This window comes from Micromonospora sp. HM5-17 (assembly GCF_003762835.1).
In the GTDB taxonomy this organism is placed as follows: Bacteria; Actinomycetota; Actinomycetes; order Mycobacteriales; family Micromonosporaceae; genus Plantactinospora.
This window is the reverse complement of the sequence record NZ_RJWA01000007.1, coordinates 145,810-161,417: the sequence shown is the minus strand read 5'-3', so window position 1 is coordinate 161,417 and position 15,608 is coordinate 145,810. Positions and strand designations below refer to the sequence as shown.

Genomic DNA, 15,608 nt, shown 5'->3' with positions numbered 1-15,608 from the left:
CATGATCGCTGTCGAGCTATGAGGTACGCCACCGTCGCCACCACGAGGCCTGGGCGCGATCTGCGCGGAATATGGGCGACCTTGTCCCCACCATGTCACCCTGCTGGTTTGCGATCGTGCGGCATCCGGCGGCCACCGGGTCATCGACGTGCCGGCCCCGGCCGACGGTGCCGTCGTACCCGTGAGGGGGAAATCGACAATGCCCGACGTGGTGGGCCGTGGATAGGCCACTGCTGAGAAGCCTGCGCGACCCTTTTCAGGAGCGGCAGCTGCGCAGGGCCCTGGAGGAGCAGGCCAACGATCCGAGCGATCCGCTGGCCCGGGACATGGCCCGGGACGTGCTGGCCGGCAACATCACGCTCTACGAGGCGGCCTCGTCCAGCGTGTACGGCGAGGTGTTCGCCCAGCGGGCGGAGTCGTTGGCGGCGTGGTGGCACCGCCTGTCCGACGACGAACGCGAGCGGCTCTCCGCCGAGGGGCGGGAGGCCATCGCACATGCGCGGAGGGAGGAGGGCCTGTGACGGTCAAGGTCAGGACCGCCGACCTGCGCGGATACGCCGCACTGCTGAAGCGCAACGCCGAGCACAACGACGCGGTGCTGGCGTACATGCGGCAGTGGTGCGGCACGGAGATGCAGGCGGTCAACGCGGAAGGGCTGCTGGCCAAGGCGCTGAACTTCCACGACCGGATCTTCGCCGACGCCGAGCACCTGATCACCCAGTTGGGCCGGGCGCTGCGCGGCTCCGCCGCCGAGTTGGAGAAGGTCGCCAAGGCGTACGACAGCAGTGACCAGCGGGCCATGGCTCGGCTCGAGATGGAGCACTACAACAAGGTATGGACGCGGGAGAGCTGGGAGGCGAGCCACACCGGCTTCGCCGACTACATGAACCCGCTCGACGTGCTCAAGGGCACCCCGAGCTACACGGAGTACAACGACCCGACCAAGATTCTCGACAAGATCGGTGACACGATCAGCGTCAGCGGGGCCGTGGTCAACTACATCCAGGAGCTGACCGGCGTCAACCCGTTAGAGAAGTTCGCCGAGTTCTTCTCGGGCAACTGGCAGGCGTACAGCAAGGCCGCCGGGGCGTGGCGCAACATCGGTGAGGCGCTGGAGCGGATCGGCAAGAACATCGACCGGGGCCTCGCCTCGCTCGACCACGCCTGGGACGGCGGGGCCAGCGAGGCGGCGTACGAGACGTTCCAGGTGCTCGCCAACGTCTTCAAGGACATGCTGCCGCGGTTCTCGACGATCGAACGGGTCTACAAGGACTTCGCGCGGTTCGCGATGCTCACCGCCTCGGTGATCGTCGACATCATCAAGATCACCATCGACACCGCGCTCGTGCTGCTCGCCAGGCGGAAGGGGACGCCACTGCTCGGTGAGGCGGCCGCCGCCTTCGAGTCCCTCAAGATCATCAAGTACATCGGGTACCTGGGCTGGACCATGGTCAGCGCCCGCGCCACGGTGGCAACGATATTCGGGGCAGCGGCGGGCGTAGGCAAGTCACCGCTGCGTTATTTGGGGATCCAGGGTTATGACCCAGCCGCAGTATGACGGCGTCATCCGCGGCGCCGGTGAGAACGTCGGCGAGGAGGACGATCCGCTGCGCCACGTCCGTCCCATGCTCGACCGCCTCTACGCCGACGACGACGCTCCGGACAGCGAACGGATGGAGCTGATCTCGCAGATCCTGATGGCCGGGTTGGACGCGCCCGCGCCGGACGAGTGGGATCACTGACCACAACGTCAGGGGCGTCGGTGCGGCGCGGGTCCGCCCCCAATGGGACGGGCACCGCGCCGCACCGACGCATATCCGACACCACACCTCGGCGTCGGTGGTCCCGGTACGGCCGGCGTGCCCCCGGCCGTCCACCGGGCCGACGCCCGCCGCCCCGTCCCCAGCACCGTCCGCGTCACCGGTCGCGCCGTCCGCACCGCGCCCGGTCTCTCCATCTCCGTCCGCCTCGTGACGTCGCCACCCGCGCCCCGACCGTCCGCGCTGAGCGTGGACCGGTCGGGGCGCCGGTACGCCACGGGCGGTCGGGTCCGGGCCCGACGGCCGACGACACCGCGCGGTCAGAGCGTGAGGGCGTCGAGGGCGGCGGGGAGGCTTGGCGCGGTGGCGAGGTGGCGTACGCCGTCGCGGTCGCGCAACCACACCTGGCAGGTCGTGCCGGCGTAGTGGACGGCGACGGGGTGCCCGGCGTGGTGGCGGGCGAGTCGACGGAGCAGGGGTACCGGGTCGTCGACGATGGCCGGGGTCGGGGTCTGTGGCACCGGGATCGGCGCGTCCGGGTCGTCGGGGACGCTGCCGGCGATGGCGAGTTCAAGGTAGTCGAGGCAGAACGCGACGGCGGCCTCCGGGGTGGATCGGGTGGGCGGGTCGGCCGGCACGACCGGCGCGCCGGGTGGCCGGATCGTGACGTCCCAGCTCTCGCCCTGGACCAGTCGCAGGTCTCCGGTGTTGCGGACGTGGTCCACGAGGGTGACGGTGACGGCCAGGCGCAGCCCGAGGACGAGCCGGACCAGGTCGGCCAGGGGTGGCACGTCGGGTCGGCGGGCGAGCACGAACACCCGGGCGCCCGGGCGGCCCCGGGCGGCTTCCGTCAGGTACCCGGTCAGCGGATCGTCCCCGGGGCGGTGCAGGGTGATCGTGCCGGTGCGCAGGCCGGTGCCGATGTCGCCGCCGCCGTCGAGGTCGGTCAGGTCCTCGGGACGTACGCCGAAGGCGCGGGCCCACTCGCCGAGCCGGAACGGGGTGGGGAGCTGGTGGAGGGGCTTGCCGCCGGGGTGGGTGGCGACGTGCGGTGCGGCGATCCGCTCGCCGGCCCGCCAGGTCTGGTCCCCCGCGTGGACGGTGCCGGCGTCGGCGACGTACCAGCTGATCTCGCCGGTCCGCCAGCCGGTCGCGTCGACCCGCCAGGTGAGGTGGATGACCCGGCTGGTCAGGTCGGTGATCGTGATGGTCACGTCGCGGTAGAGCCGGCGACTGTCGTGGCAGGTGTCGCAGCGCAGTGACGACGGGGCGCGGCCGGTGCCGGCGCACTTCGGGCAGTGGGGGTCGGCCGGGGTGTACCGCGGCCGACAGCCGCAACGGCGGAGCCGGCTGTGCGGGTCGCAGTCGGGGCAGGCGGCGTACGGGACGGCGGTGCCCTGCCACGACGGGGCCGGCGGCGCCCAGCCGCGCCGCAGGAGTGGGGTGCGCCGGCTGACGATCTGGCCGGTCGACCACTCGCTGAGCCGTTCGGTGGTGCCGGCGGCGCGGAGGCTGGTGTGCCACCAGCGGCCGTCCCGCCAGATCGCCTGCGCGCCCGCGGTCGGGGCGCCGGTGTCGAGGTCGAGGCAGTCGGCGACGATCCGGCGTTCGAGCAGGTCGAGGTCGATCGCCGGGGGGTCGGGGCGGGGCTGGTAGCCGGCGGCCAGGTGGTGGGCGGGGGCGACCAGACCGCGTTCGGCCAGGCCGTAGCAGGCGTCCAGGTCGGAGGTGTCGACGATCGCGCTGGCGAGGTTGTCGGCGCCACGCCCGGCGTCGGTCGGGACCGGCCCGCCCGGGACCTCGTAGCGGAGATGCCAGGTCAGGCCGAGCGCGGTGCGCCGGGCCTCGACCACCAGGTCGAGGCAGAGCAGGTCGGCGAGCCGGCACCGCCGGGCCAGCACGGCGGCGGGGTCGCGGGGCGACGCGGCCCCGGTACGCCCCAGGTAGAGGCGCCAGGCGTCCAACGACTCCCCGGCGAGTGCCGTCGCCTCGGCCATCCGCCGGGCTACCTCGGGCAGTTCCGGGCGCCAGTCGCGCGGCAGCAGGACGATCGGTCCGTCCGGCGAACCGGGCTGGCGGGCGTCGGTCCAGGAGTTCGCGCCGACCGCGGCGGCCAGTTCGCGGAGCAGCGGAGCGAGCGGCAGGTGCCAGCTGGCGCCCCCGTCGCCGGGCCAGGGCGCCGGTTCCACCACTCCGGGTACGACGTTCGCCGAGGCCACCGCCCCGGTGTCGACGTTCGCCACGGTCAGCACGAGCTGGGCTCGGCGCCGCCCGGACTGCCGGCAGCTGTGGCAGGGTGCGCCGACCGTGCCGACCCCGTCGCACAGCTCGCAGTCCTGGTACGGCTCTCCCGCCGGCCGGTCCACGTCGTCGGTGATTAGCAGCCGGTTTCCGCCGCTGGTGCACCGGCAGGCGACGAGGGCGAAGCCGAGCCCGTCACACGACGGGCAGAGCACCACCGGCGGCCCGTCCGAGGCTTCCCCGGTCATCGGACGGCCTCCCGCGGGGGCGCCGGCTCGATCGTCGTGCACGGCGGCGGATGGGCGATCGGCCGCTCGCAGCGTCGGCCACCGCCGACGAACCGCCCGCAGAAGAGCCGGAACTGAAGCCGCTGGTCGTCCAGCTCCGACACGGTCGCGGCCATGTCGTTGGCGCCGGGCAGCATGCCGACCATCCGGGCGGCGATCCGGGCGAACTGCCGGGCGGCGGGCTCGTCCGGGGCGGTGAAGGGCACGTGGACGACGTACCGGCCGGTCACCGGTACCCCGCCAGGTCGCGGGCGGTCGGCGCGTGCCGGGACTGCCAGCTTCGCAACGCGTCCTTGATCCGCGCGTTCTGCTCCCGCAGACTCGCCACCTCCCCATACGCCCACGCCAGATCACCCGCCACCCGGTCCAGAAACGCCGCCACCTCCTCAGGGTCAACCCCACGCCGACCAAACCCCACCAGGCGGAACCGCTGCGACCGCACCTGCGACGGCCACAACACCCGACCACCCGACACCGGCAACCGACCCGGCACCGACGGCGGCCGGTGCACCACCGACCCCAACCGCCGACCCGGCGGCACACCCCGCCGCACCAACCAACCCACGAAAGAACGCACCACCAACCACCCCTTTCCTCGATCACCTGCACGTCAACCGGCGGCAGACCGCCGCCGACCCCGCGACCCCACCGGACCCCGCAACCCGAGCAGATCCCTGATCCGCCCCGCCGGCACCCCATGCGCCGTCAACACCCGAAACCCCCACCGAAACCACTTACACGGATGCACCCGACCGTCGAACACACACCGCGCACCCGCAGCCCGCGACTCCGGCAAATGCGCCACCACCGCACGCGCCGCGAACCGCAACTCCGACGCCGACGCTCGCCGAGGCACCGGCCACTCATCAGACGACCACCTTCTCTTCCTCGCCATCTCGTCCCTTCCTCTTCTTGTTCCTGGTACGGCGGCACCGAGGCGGGCGGGGACGCCCGCCGGCTACCCGGATAGCCGACGGGCGGAGCCCGGCACCCGCCCCGGGCCTGTCTCCACTCCCGGCCACCACACCCACAGCGCCGGCAGTCGTTCTGGCGTCGACACCGTGCAAGACCTGGAGATGGGTGCCCTGGCCCGGATGAGGGGCGCCCGGGCCAGGGCAACCCGCGCCTCAGCTTGCCGAAGCACCTGCCTTAGGTCAAGTCCCCTAGTCAGGTTGCCAGCGATCAACTTGCCAATGGTCAAGGACTAAGGAGCCTACGTTCAGAAGCGTGGCGAAACTCCGACTCATGGGCACGCACGAGATTCGTGTACGCCTGGGCGGGATTTCGAAGCAGCGCGTCTATGAGCTGACCCAGCGTCGCTCGTTCCCGGAGCCGGTCGCCGAGTTGCGGCAAGGACGGGTATGGCTGGCCGAGGACGTCGAACGCTGGATCGCGGAACACCGCCCCGAACTGGACGAATAGCGCCGGGCCGAGTTCGTCTGGCGCCTCCCCTCCTCCGGCCAGCCCCGTGGCGCCGGTGGCGCCGGACCGTGCGCAACCGAAGCACCGCTGATCCGGTCGTTCCGGATCTCCCACCCGCCAACACCGCCCAGCCGCCCTATCGGTCTGGCTCAAGTCGGACGTCGAACGGTGGATCACCGAGCACCGCAGACCACAGCGGGCCATCCCCGAGGACGACGATCAGGAGCAGGAGCAGGCTTAGCTGGACCTGAGGGCTGGAGACCCGTACCGTCGCCGACATGGACTCGGTCCGGACGACGAGATCGACCACGGCGCGCCGCTCGCGCCGTTCAAGCAGCTCGCGGCGATCCTCTCCTCCCGGATCACGCGCGGCGACTGGCAGCCCGACCGCGCCATCCCGAGCGAACAGCGACTCGTCCAGCAGTACGGGATCGCTCGCGCGACAGTCCGTCGGGCGATCGCCCTCCTGGTCGAGCAAGGCGTGCTGTACGTCGTGCCCCAACGCGGCACGTACGTGCGCCGGGCCGACCGGTAGCCACAGCCAGATCAGCCGATACTGCCACCCAGGCGGCGATCGGGTCTGACACCCATCGAGACAGCATCCGCACACAGCTCAGTGACCTTCCCCGTCAGGGCATTGGACTGGCGGCCCAGCACCAGAAGACACAGGCCGCATCGACGAGTACGACAGCAGGACGTAACAGGGGTTGGGACGGACAGCTTGGATAAGCCAACCGGCCCAGATGGAGGATGATCACAAAGTGCTACCCAGGGATCACCCGGGGCAGAACATATCGCGGTACCCGCGATGAGTACAAGTAGTTGAAGCTTGCGACTTTGCGTGATCGAATCGGCGTGCTACCCAGGGAGACGAAACACATGGTCACGCCGAACTACCAGCGTGTCGCTGACGACCTGCGCAACCAGATCAAGTCTGGCGTGCTCGGTCCGGGCGACAAGCTGCCCTCCATTACTCAACTTCAGGCCAAGTACGGGGTTGGCAACAACGCCGTCCACATGGCGATCGTCATCCTCAAGGCTGAAGGGCTCGTCTACGGCCATCAGGGCAAGGGCGTCTTCGTGGCCGAGCCCAAGTAGCTGCCAGCCACAAGATCCGAGATCTTGAACGGAAAATCGTCATGGTCGCAGCCACCCAGCCCAAGACCTCGGATCTTGCACGGGTTGGGCCTCTTCTGGCTGCCGACCGACCCGATGCCTTGCGCGGGCAACCAGGGCGGCACCGCTTGCCCAACTTGGATAGGGTTCAGTCGACCGCAGCTCCGGAACCACGCCCGGGACGTGGATCCGCACGATCATGCGTCTTCCCGCGACCGCCAGTTGGAGGATGGGTTGGCCAGCATCGAGAAGGCCAGGACGGCGCTCCGGCGAAGCGCAAGCGCGACAAGCCGCACCAGGTCCACTCCACTACCCAGCAGCCTCGCACCAGCCTCCAAAAGTTCGCCCGCCGCAACGGCCAGCCCTAGGTCACCGACGCCCTACAAGACGCCGAACAGGGCGAGCACGACCTAGCAGCAACCAGCACCACCGGTCGAGACGGCGCCGCCGCAATGGGCAGGTCTGTCAGCGTCGTGGTTCAGTCGAGAGGCAACACGGTGAGCCTCAACGAGGTCAAGCGCACCATCCAGGACGGCAACCAGAACGCAAGATCAGCAAAAACGATCTTGGAGCAGGTAGACGCCGAGATTGCCGCCGTTAAAGAGCTCGCCCAAGTCACCATCCACGACAGCCAGGATGAAGATGCACAGGCCGGAATCAAGATCCTTGAAGGGTTCAGTCGCGAGATCGAGTTGACGAACCGCCGAATCGACGCCGCCATTGAACACGCAAACACCTACCTTGGCACGATCGGATGACCGCTTCCGTCGCCGACATCGTCGCCCAACTTCTCCAGGTGCGTGAACGCCTCGCTGCCGCCGCAGTCACCACCATGCGTGCTCAAGCAGACGCCGAACATGCCCATGGACGCTACTCTGAGGCCGGGTCGGGTACCGAACATCCACAAATCCGAGAAGCCATCACCGATATCCGTACGGCAAGCGACAAGGCAGCCAGGGCGGCTCGACTACTCAACGAAGCGCGATCCCACCTTACAAAATATCTCAACAAAATTGCCCCGGGCTCCGCGAATGACTCAGACGTCTCCGACGCGGAGATGCCGTCCGGCGAACGCCTCCTTAGCGAAGCCGAGCGACGAGGACGTAAAGCAGACATCATCTGGCGTAAGCAGGTGAAGAAGGCCGAGGACACCGAGTCCACCCTGAAGCAGGTGGAGGATGGCGGGAAGGCCGTCTTCAGCTACTTCAGGCAGCAGCAGAACCCAGGTACAACCTCCGCCGGAACCAGCCCGCCAAAACCGCCTCCACCTCAGGATCGTCCCCAGGTCGACAATCCGATTACGGCCGCCATCATGGCAACCGGCGCGGTCGCCGTAGCAGCCAAGGCTGCATGGAACCACATCAGGAAGCAACGAGAGCGAAAGAGAGAAGATGACGATCAATCCTGAGCTCACCGAATACATTCGGACCCTGGTACGCGGAGACAACGAGGCGCACGACAGAATTCAAGCGCAGCTCGACGCCGAAGGGTGGGACGGCTTCCCTCGATTCCTCGCATCGTTGTTCTTCCTGGCCGTTGATCGACGTTTCGGGGAGAACGCCTCACCTGCGGAAGTGATTAAATTCGTGGCAGATTTGCGCGCCGATCTCGCGAACGGCGGCCCTGACATCAGCGCCGAGGACGCAGAGGCTCTGATCAAGGCGAATCTCGATCCAGACTTCGACTACGATATCGAGCCAAACATGATCGGCAAGATTCAGGCCGCCGTCATCTACAAGGTCTTGACTGACGCGTCAGTCACCGACGAACAGCTTGACGCCCTCCTCGCCGAAGCAGCGGAGTTGGCAGACCGCCCTTGAGTATGTGCTACGGGTAGCCGCTCGGCGGCATGGTGATCAGCCACCGGAAGGCGCCTCCACCTTCAGGGGATCCGTACACCGATCGGGAAATGCCATGGAGCGTGAACCTGACGGGGAAGGTCGAGCGGTGGTTGCTGGGTCTGGATCCGGAGACGGCTGAACAGGTGGCCGCCAGTATCGACCTCCCTGAACAGGAAGCAGCTAACGGCCAGGCAGGCCTGATGGCGAAGAACCGGCGGGACGTACGGCGCAGCCGTACCGACCTCGATGAATCCAACATCGCCGCGCATCGCGCGCGTATGCTGAGCGAGGTCAGGGCTCTCCGCTAACCAACCTTCGAAACCTCTGAACCAATGGTGCGGGCTCAGGCGGCTTCGTCGTCGAGGATGGCGAACATGCGTAAACGCATGTTCGCCATCCTCGCTGCTGGCCTGCTCGTCGTCTCAGGCTGCACGATCAATTTTGGTTCGTCCGCCCCCAAGCCGTCGGCGTCCTGGCCCCACCCACCGACTCTCGGCCAGCCGGTCGTACTGGACACGCGCGTTCCCGGCTGGGAAACCTCCGCCTGGCTGGCAGAGGACATGTTCTGCGTACGCGCGGCCCGCGCTGGCGACAGGTGGGTGGACGGCAAGAAGAACGAGAGCATCTTCTGCGATCCGGCGCCCTCCGCTCTGGACGAAATCGGTCCACCGCTGCTGCCGGCCAAACCACTGCCCTACCTCGTACCCTGGGACCCGGGGTCGGACGAAATCATCCTGGTCGGATCGACCCGCGGCGACATCACCAGTGTCTCCGTGACCATGTTCGGCCAGACCGCCACAGGATCGGTTCACCCGCTGCCCGCGACCCGCGGTCGCCAGGTCGGCGCGTACGCGGTCTGGCTTCCCCGCAGCGGCCCCGACCGCGACGGCATGAAACTCTCCGACATCACCGCCGTCATCGGACGCAACGCCGCCGGAGACATCGTCGCTCACCTGTGACGAGCCCACACAACGCCCGCTCCACCAGGACCCCCGGTCGCCGTCGAGCAAATCACGCCCACCTCATCGACCATTCGCACGCCCCTACGCGTGACCGCAGGTTGTGGCTGGCCGAAGCCTCTCCCAGATCCGGCGCAGCACCTCGGCTACGCCAATCGGTCGCGACGCGTCCGCGTGTCGACACAGCAACAGGCCGCCCGCCTGGTCTCCCTGACGACCGAGCGGCTTTTTCAACGCGGCGGCACACAGCAGCGCGACACCCACGCGCTTGAGCTTGCGAGTTGGGCTGTGGGTAGGGCTGGCACCGCTGCCCTGCGGCCCGAGCGGGGCGGCATCCAGCCCCAGACGATCCCCACCCCGATCGGGTGCTCTGACCAGCACAGACGCACAACCGCCGGACCGCTGCAAAACTAGCCCGAACCCAGACGCCAAAAGCAGCCCTGACCTGCGACTTAAGACTCGGGTCGCTCATCACCCCTGGAGGGATCGCAGCATCATGTCCGGATTACTCCCGCTAACCCCGGCAGCGGACATCCGAACCGTTCGCAGCGTGCGTGGCGGAAGCGTCACCACCCGCTGACACGTCGCCACAGTTCGACCAGCACCAGGCCCTCAGAGGTGTGCCGGAGAGTCAGCCGGATGACGACCGCACCGAACGGTCCGGCCCGGCCGCCATGTGGCGACCGGGCCGGGATTCGGGTCAGGGACCGGATGTGTCGCTATCGCCGCCGGTCCGAGACGTCGATGTCGGTCCGCTGCGCCGGCAGCGGGTACGCCGGGTCGAGGAAGAAACTCGGGTGCGGCGGCTGGTTGTAGACCACGTTCTCCGACGCGACCTGGTTGCGGTACTGCGGGTCGTGCATCAACGTACGGATCTTGTACTCGGTCGGGATGACGGTGGTGTAGATCCGCAGGGTGTCGGTGCCGATCCGCCAGACGACCTCCTCGCGCCAGTCGCCGTAGAGGTCGGCGGAGATGATCGGGCTGCCCTTGCCGCCGTCCCGGACCGCCGAGGCGCCGGGCGCGACCAGCAGGTCAATCTTGTCGACCCTCGCCGGCCGGGTGGAGTAGTCGGTCCGGGCCTTGGAGATGACGTTGTCGGTGAGCAGCTCCCGGGTCAGGTCGCCGTCCCAGTAGACGAGGAAGTTGGCCGGCAGGTTGCCGGAGGCGTAGAGCTTCTCGCCGGTGACCGCGCTGTAGACGTTGCCGCCGGTCCAGTATTCCGCCCCGGGATTGTTCGGGTCGATGTTGCCGGCGGCGCCCCGCTCGTTGTCGCCACCGGCGTACATCGCGGCCGTCACCTCGCCGGTCTCCGGGTCGTACACGGCCGCACCCGGCCGGTAGCCGAGCCCGGTCCGGCCGTCCCGGCCGACCGAGTCGAGCCCGGCGGCCTGCTCCTGCACCAGGAAGACCTCGGTGCCGGGCCGCTCCGGGTCGAGGTCGCCGACGTGGTACGCGTCGCCGTGCGCCAGGTGGATGTAACGGTCGTCGGCGTCCGGTGACTTGATCTGCGGGGTCAGGTCGACGTTGACCGGCGGCACCGGGTACGGGAACCAGGTCCCGGCCACCGTCGACAGCCGCAGCCTCTCGTCCAGGATCATCGCCCCGTAGACGATCTCGTCCCGGCCGTCGTTGTCGATGTCGGAGGTCATCAGCGAGTGCATGCCCCGGTCCTCGGCCAGGTGCGGATCGGGCAGCCGCGCCGAGTCGAAGGTCGGGCCGAGCACCAGCCTCCCGTTCTCCAGGGTGTACGCGGCCAGTGTGGTCCGGGCGTAGTAGCCGCGCGCCATGATGGCGCTGGGCCGCCTGCCGTCCAGGTACGCCACCGAGGTCAGGAACCGGTTGGCCCGGTTGCCCTGGTGGTCGCCCCACGGGTAGTAGCCCCAGCGGGTCTTCGGGTCGGTCCAGTACGGGTCGGGCACCTCGCTCGGGTCGACCGGCACCTGCTCGCCGGGGCCGGGGCCGTCCCGGACCGCCCCCTCGAAGCTGGCGCCCCGGTGGTCGACGGGCGCGGCGCCCCAGGCCGGCGGGCCGTACGGGAAGGGGTAGTCGACGGTGTCGATGACCCGGCCGGTGGCGCCGTCGAAGGCGGTCAGGTACTCGTTGCTGGTGCCGATCGGCCCGTACGTGTAGACCTTGCCCCACTGCCGGACGTTCTCCTCCGGCGGGGTGTTGCCACCGGGGAGGATCCAGCTCACGTTGTAGCCGTTCATCGCGTCGTAGTACCGGTCGAGCGCGGCCTCGTCCCCGGTCGCGAAGTAGCGGGCGAACCTCTCGGCGGTGGCCTGCTTCCGTCCGATCACGTCCCGGGGCCGGTACGTCCCGTCGGCGGCGACGGTGCCGCTGGTGGTGCCGTCCGCCGTCTTCATGATCAGTTCGGCCCCGCCGTCGCCGTCGAAGTCCGCGACCGTGAGCTGGGTGTCGTGCGCGCCGGCCCGGATGTTGTAGCCGACGTTGATCCGCCACAGCAGCGTGCCGTCGAGCTCGTACGCGTCGATGATCGCCGGGGCGGTGAAGCCCGACTGCGAGGAGTCCTTCGCCCCCTCCGGGTCCCACTTGAGGATCAGCTCGTACCCGCCGTCACCGTCGAGGTCGCCGACGGTGGCGTCGCCGGGGGTGTACTGGGCCATCACGGTCCGGATCGAGCCGTCCGCGTTGCGGGCCCAGGGCAGTCGGGGGCCGCGGTCGAGCTCGGCGACGTACCGGCTGAAGGCCTGGTTCAGCTCGGAGAAGAGCCGGTCGCTGATCCGGTAGCGGCCGCCGCCGACGTGGGTGGCCTTCGTCGCGAAGGGGGCGCGCGGGGCCCAGTCGGGGTCGTTGAAGTACGTCCGGAACGGGGCGATCAGCGCGGCGAACTCGGCCCTGGTGAGACCGTGCCGGTTGGCGTACGCCTCCCGGATCCGCCGCAGCAGGTTCATGTCGACCGGCTCGAACTGCTTGCCGGTGGTGGTCGTCGGGTACGTCTCGACCAGCGGGTACGGCGCGGGCGCCGGCCGCTTCAGCGGGATGTCCCGGTACTGCTGGGCCAGCGGCGTGACCGGGTCCGACAGCGGCCGGGTCACCCCGTCGACGATCGCCGCGACCCGGTACGTCGAGGTGGCGGTGCCGGTGGGGTCGGTGTAGTTGCTGCTGTCGGAGACGGTGGTGAGCAGCCTGCCGTTCCGGTAGATCCGGTACCGGACGTCGTCCGGTTCGTCGCCGAGGAAGCGCCAGCTCAGGTAGACGCCCTCGGGGACCTTCACCGCGACCAGACCCCGGTCGAGGTGTTCGAGCTGACGCCGCACCGGCCGGTGCGTGGTGCCGGACGGGGCCCCGGCGGCGGGGGCGGACGGGACCGGCAACCCCGCGATCGCCAGGGGTACGGCGGCGAGGAGTGCGATGGTGCGGGTGGACGGTCTGCCCCGGCGGTGCGGGCCGGGGCGTGGGACATGGCGCATCGGTGCTTCCTCCCAGAGGTGCGGGCCAGGGCGGGGCCCTCGGTGGTGGCCCGGGTCGGACGGTGCGACGGGCGGGGCCGCCGATGGATGGGGAGACCGTTTATGAATCGTTTCAAGATCGCCGCTGGTGCCGAAGCTATCGACCGTCCTCGCGCCCTGTCAAGACCCCGCCGGCACCGCCGGCTCCGCGGAGTCGACGGGACCCCGGATGTCGTGGTCCTGTGCCAGACTCCACTAGCTGCGTCAACGGACAACATTCCCCAGGGCGGGTCCGGCGCCGCGCGGCGCGCCCGCCCCGAGACAGAAGGAACCCCCGAATATGCAACCTGACGTGCTCCAGGCCCAGAGCCAGCTCCACATCCGGCAGCGGGTCCGGCTGATGGTCAACCAGTACGAGGTCCACGCCGTCAACCCGGACGGCTCCGAGGGCGAGCTGCTGGCCTTCGCCCAGCAGAAGCGACTGGCCTTCAAGGAGCAGGTGACCCTCTACACCGACGACACCAAGCAGCAGCCGGTGCTCGGCTTCAAGGCGCGTCAGGTGATCGACCTCGGCGCGACGTACGACGTGACGGACGCCGCCGGCAACCCGATCGGCCTTTTCCGCAAGGACTTCAAGGCCTCCCTGCTCCGCTCCACCTGGCACCTGGAGCAGCCGGGGCTCGGGCAGATGACCGGCCAGGAGCGCAGCCTGTGGGTCGCGCTGCTGCGCCGTTTCGTCGATTCGCTCTCCTGGCTGCCCTACCACTTCGACTTCACGATGAACGGGCAGCCGGCGTTCTCGGTCGTCAAGAAGTGGGGGCTACGGGACCGGTACGTCGTCACCATCCACCTGCCGCAGCTCGACCGCCGACTGGTCATCGCGATGGCGGTCGCCCTGGACGCGCTCCAGGCCCGCTGACGACCGTGCCGGGTGCTCCGCTCCCCCGGCGGGCGGAGCACCCCGCACCCCGCTCGCCCCGTTTCGGCCGCTCCGACGATCGGTGGGGGGCCGGCTGGCGCGTCACCCCGGAGGGAAGGCAGCATGACGGGCGTGTCCCAGCCTCCACAGCTTGCCGCCGTACAGCAGCGTGCCCGGGCGCAGTACGACGCCGGTGACGTCGCGGGCGCCCGCCGCCTCCTCGACCGGGCCCTCGACGCCGCCCGACCCGCGTACGGGAACGACCATCCCGACGTCCTCTCCACCGCGTTGTTGCTGGCCCAGTGGCACCGACAGGCCGACGACCCGACGGCGGCGCGGCGCGTCCTGGAGGAGGCGCTGCTCGACGGTCAGCACCGGTGGGGCGACGCCGATCCGCTGATTCTCGCCCTGTCGTACGAGCTCGGCGCCGTCGCCGAGGAGTTGGGCAACCGGCACGAGGCGCGCCGCAACTTCACCCGGGTCGCGACCCACGGCCCCGGGGTGCTCGGCGCCGACCACTGGCAGGTCCGGGCGGCCCGGGACTACCTCGGCGAGCACGCGCCGGGCGGCCTCGGCGCCCCGGACTTCACGGCACCCGCGCCGACGCCGGCGCAGCCCGTCGCCCCGGCCCCACACCACGGTGCGCCACCGCCCGCGCCGACCCCGGTGACGCCGCCGGCCGCGCCGGTCGCGGCCCCGACCGTCCCGCCGGCCCCGGCTCCCGCCACGACGAACCCGAGCCCGGCCTCCGCCGTGCCGAGCCCGACCCCGGCCGCCGCCGCACCGAACCCGACCCCGGTTTCGGCCGCGCCGAATCCGGTCTCCGCCGCGCCCGCCTCGGCGGTGCCGACCAGCGGCCCAGCCCAGCCGACCAGCGCCCCGACCCACCCGGTCGGCGGGGGAAGCCACCCGACCACCGGCCCGAGCCACCCGTCCGGTGAGGCCGGTCACCCGGCGGATGGGGGCGGGTTCCCGTCCGGTGGCACGGCGTTCTCACCGGACCGGCCGGGTGCACCGTCAACCGCGGTCGCGTCGCCCGGGTCCGGGGCCGCGACGTACCCGCCGTACTCGGCGCAGCCGGCGGCGGCAGCGGAGACGTACCCGGTGGTCACCATGCCGGCGTCGCAGCCGGCCCCCACCCCGGCCCCGGAGCCGGCACGCTCCTCGGGCAGGGGCTCGACGGTGGCCGCGGCGGTGGCGGCCGCGGCCGCGGTGGTCGCCGCGATCGTGGTGGTGGTCGCCGTGCTCAGCGACCGGGACACCCCACCGCCGGCCGCCGACGACGGCGACAACGAGGTCGTCATCGCCGGCGACCCGCCCACCGACGTGAAACTGCTCGACGAGGGGACGGCGATCACCATCACCTGGACGGATCCGAGCGGCGGCACCGTGCCGTTCCTGATCACCGGTGCACGGCGTAACCAGGAGGCCCAACCGATGGGACGGGTCAGCGCCGGCGATCCGCCCCGATTCAAGGTGAACGCGCTGAACCCCGGGCTCGATTACTGCTTCAGCGTGGTTGCCGTCTATTCGACGAACGAATTTGCGCCCTCGGATCTCGTGTGCACGACCCGGGGCACCGGCGCAAGCCCCCGATGATGACGGTTCGACATCGACTCCGCTCCCGGCGTAACGGCCCTGAGCAGC

The 15,608-nt window shown here is 70.0% G+C and carries 17 protein-coding genes; 13 read left to right on the top strand and 4 right to left on the bottom strand.

Translation table 11 applies throughout. The features are described 5' to 3' along the window. The first annotated feature begins 218 nt into the window (after nt 1-218). From EF879_RS20415 to EF879_RS20405, 3 genes are read left to right on the top strand one after another with little or no spacing between them, the layout of a single operon-like run. Nucleotides 219-521, top strand: a complete 303-nt coding sequence (locus EF879_RS20415; protein ID WP_123561009.1) for a hypothetical protein — start codon at nt 219-221, stop codon at nt 519-521. Continuing rightward, nucleotides 518-1,558, top strand: a complete 1,041-nt coding sequence (locus tag EF879_RS20410) for a hypothetical protein (protein ID WP_123561007.1) — start codon at nt 518-520, stop codon at nt 1,556-1,558. Before EF879_RS20415 ends, EF879_RS20410 begins: the two co-directional genes overlap by 4 nt. Then, the gene (locus EF879_RS20405; protein ID WP_123561005.1) at nt 1,539-1,742 is read left to right on the top strand and encodes a hypothetical protein; all 204 of its coding nucleotides are present in this window, start codon (nt 1,539-1,541) and stop codon (nt 1,740-1,742) included. The genes EF879_RS20410 and EF879_RS20405 overlap by 20 nt, the downstream gene beginning before the upstream one ends. A gap of 338 nt (nt 1,743-2,080) precedes the next feature. Here the strand turns inward: EF879_RS20405 and EF879_RS20400 are convergent, their stop codons facing one another. The 3 genes from EF879_RS20400 to EF879_RS28280 are packed head-to-tail and all read right to left on the bottom strand — an operon-like array spanning nt 2,081 to nt 4,748. Next, nucleotides 2,081-4,249, bottom strand: coding sequence for a hypothetical protein (locus tag EF879_RS20400; protein WP_123561003.1), 2,169 nt, complete (start codon nt 4,247-4,249; stop codon nt 2,081-2,083). Further along, nucleotides 4,246-4,518 (bottom strand): hypothetical protein, encoded by a 273-nt coding sequence (locus tag EF879_RS20395; RefSeq protein ID WP_199736534.1) that lies wholly within the window; start codon nt 4,516-4,518, stop codon nt 4,246-4,248. The genes EF879_RS20400 and EF879_RS20395 overlap by 4 nt, the downstream gene beginning before the upstream one ends. Then, nucleotides 4,515-4,748, bottom strand: coding sequence for a DivIVA domain-containing protein (locus EF879_RS28280; protein ID WP_255420930.1), 234 nt, complete (start codon nt 4,746-4,748; stop codon nt 4,515-4,517). Before EF879_RS28280 ends, EF879_RS20395 begins: the two co-directional genes overlap by 4 nt. 785 nt (nt 4,749-5,533) lie before the next feature. Here EF879_RS28280 and EF879_RS20385 point away from each other — a divergent pair. The 8 genes from EF879_RS20385 (at nt 5,534) to EF879_RS20350 (ending at nt 9,626) form a co-directional block, all read left to right on the top strand. Continuing rightward, on the top strand, nt 5,534-5,710 hold the full coding sequence (locus EF879_RS20385; RefSeq protein WP_123560999.1) for an AlpA family transcriptional regulator: 177 nt from the start codon (nt 5,534-5,536) through the stop codon (nt 5,708-5,710). 247 nt (nt 5,711-5,957) lie between these two features. Then, complete coding sequence (locus tag EF879_RS20380) at nt 5,958-6,245, top strand: GntR family transcriptional regulator (protein WP_370375537.1); 288 nt, start codon at nt 5,958-5,960, stop codon at nt 6,243-6,245. Between the two features lie 344 nt (nt 6,246-6,589). Next, entirely contained in the window at nt 6,590-6,808 is a 219-nt protein-coding gene (locus EF879_RS20375) for a winged helix-turn-helix domain-containing protein (RefSeq protein WP_123560997.1), read from the top strand. A 515-nt stretch (nt 6,809-7,323) separates the two neighbouring features. After that, nucleotides 7,324-7,584, top strand: coding sequence for a hypothetical protein (locus EF879_RS20370; protein WP_148086495.1), 261 nt, complete (start codon nt 7,324-7,326; stop codon nt 7,582-7,584). Continuing rightward, the gene (locus EF879_RS27025) at nt 7,581-8,234 is read left to right on the top strand and encodes a hypothetical protein (protein ID WP_148086494.1); all 654 of its coding nucleotides are present in this window, start codon (nt 7,581-7,583) and stop codon (nt 8,232-8,234) included. The genes EF879_RS20370 and EF879_RS27025 overlap by 4 nt, the downstream gene beginning before the upstream one ends. Then, a complete protein-coding gene (locus EF879_RS20365; protein ID WP_123560993.1) occupies nt 8,218-8,646 on the top strand; it encodes a hypothetical protein in 429 nt (142 codons plus the stop codon). The genes EF879_RS27025 and EF879_RS20365 overlap by 17 nt, the downstream gene beginning before the upstream one ends. Nucleotides 8,647-8,675: 29 nt before the next feature. Next, nucleotides 8,676-8,975, top strand: a complete 300-nt coding sequence (locus tag EF879_RS20360) for a hypothetical protein (protein ID WP_148086493.1) — start codon at nt 8,676-8,678, stop codon at nt 8,973-8,975. A gap of 66 nt (nt 8,976-9,041) precedes the next feature. After that, entirely contained in the window at nt 9,042-9,626 is a 585-nt protein-coding gene (locus EF879_RS20350) for a hypothetical protein (protein WP_233604620.1), read from the top strand. A gap of 719 nt (nt 9,627-10,345) precedes the next feature. On the opposite strand, the gene EF879_RS28650 is transcribed toward EF879_RS20350, so the two are convergent. Further along, complete coding sequence (locus EF879_RS28650; RefSeq protein WP_158624214.1) at nt 10,346-13,063, bottom strand: hypothetical protein; 2,718 nt, start codon at nt 13,061-13,063, stop codon at nt 10,346-10,348. Between the two features lie 319 nt (nt 13,064-13,382). Here EF879_RS28650 and EF879_RS20335 point away from each other — a divergent pair, with 319 nt between their 5' ends. Together EF879_RS20335 and EF879_RS28260 are read left to right on the top strand one after the other, a co-directional pair. Then, nucleotides 13,383-13,961, top strand: a complete 579-nt coding sequence (locus EF879_RS20335) for a hypothetical protein (RefSeq protein WP_123560984.1) — start codon at nt 13,383-13,385, stop codon at nt 13,959-13,961. A gap of 132 nt (nt 13,962-14,093) precedes the next feature. Beyond that, nucleotides 14,094-15,560, top strand: a complete 1,467-nt coding sequence (locus tag EF879_RS28260) for a tetratricopeptide repeat protein (RefSeq protein WP_233604619.1) — start codon at nt 14,094-14,096, stop codon at nt 15,558-15,560. Nucleotides 15,561-15,608: the final 48 nt, after the last annotated feature.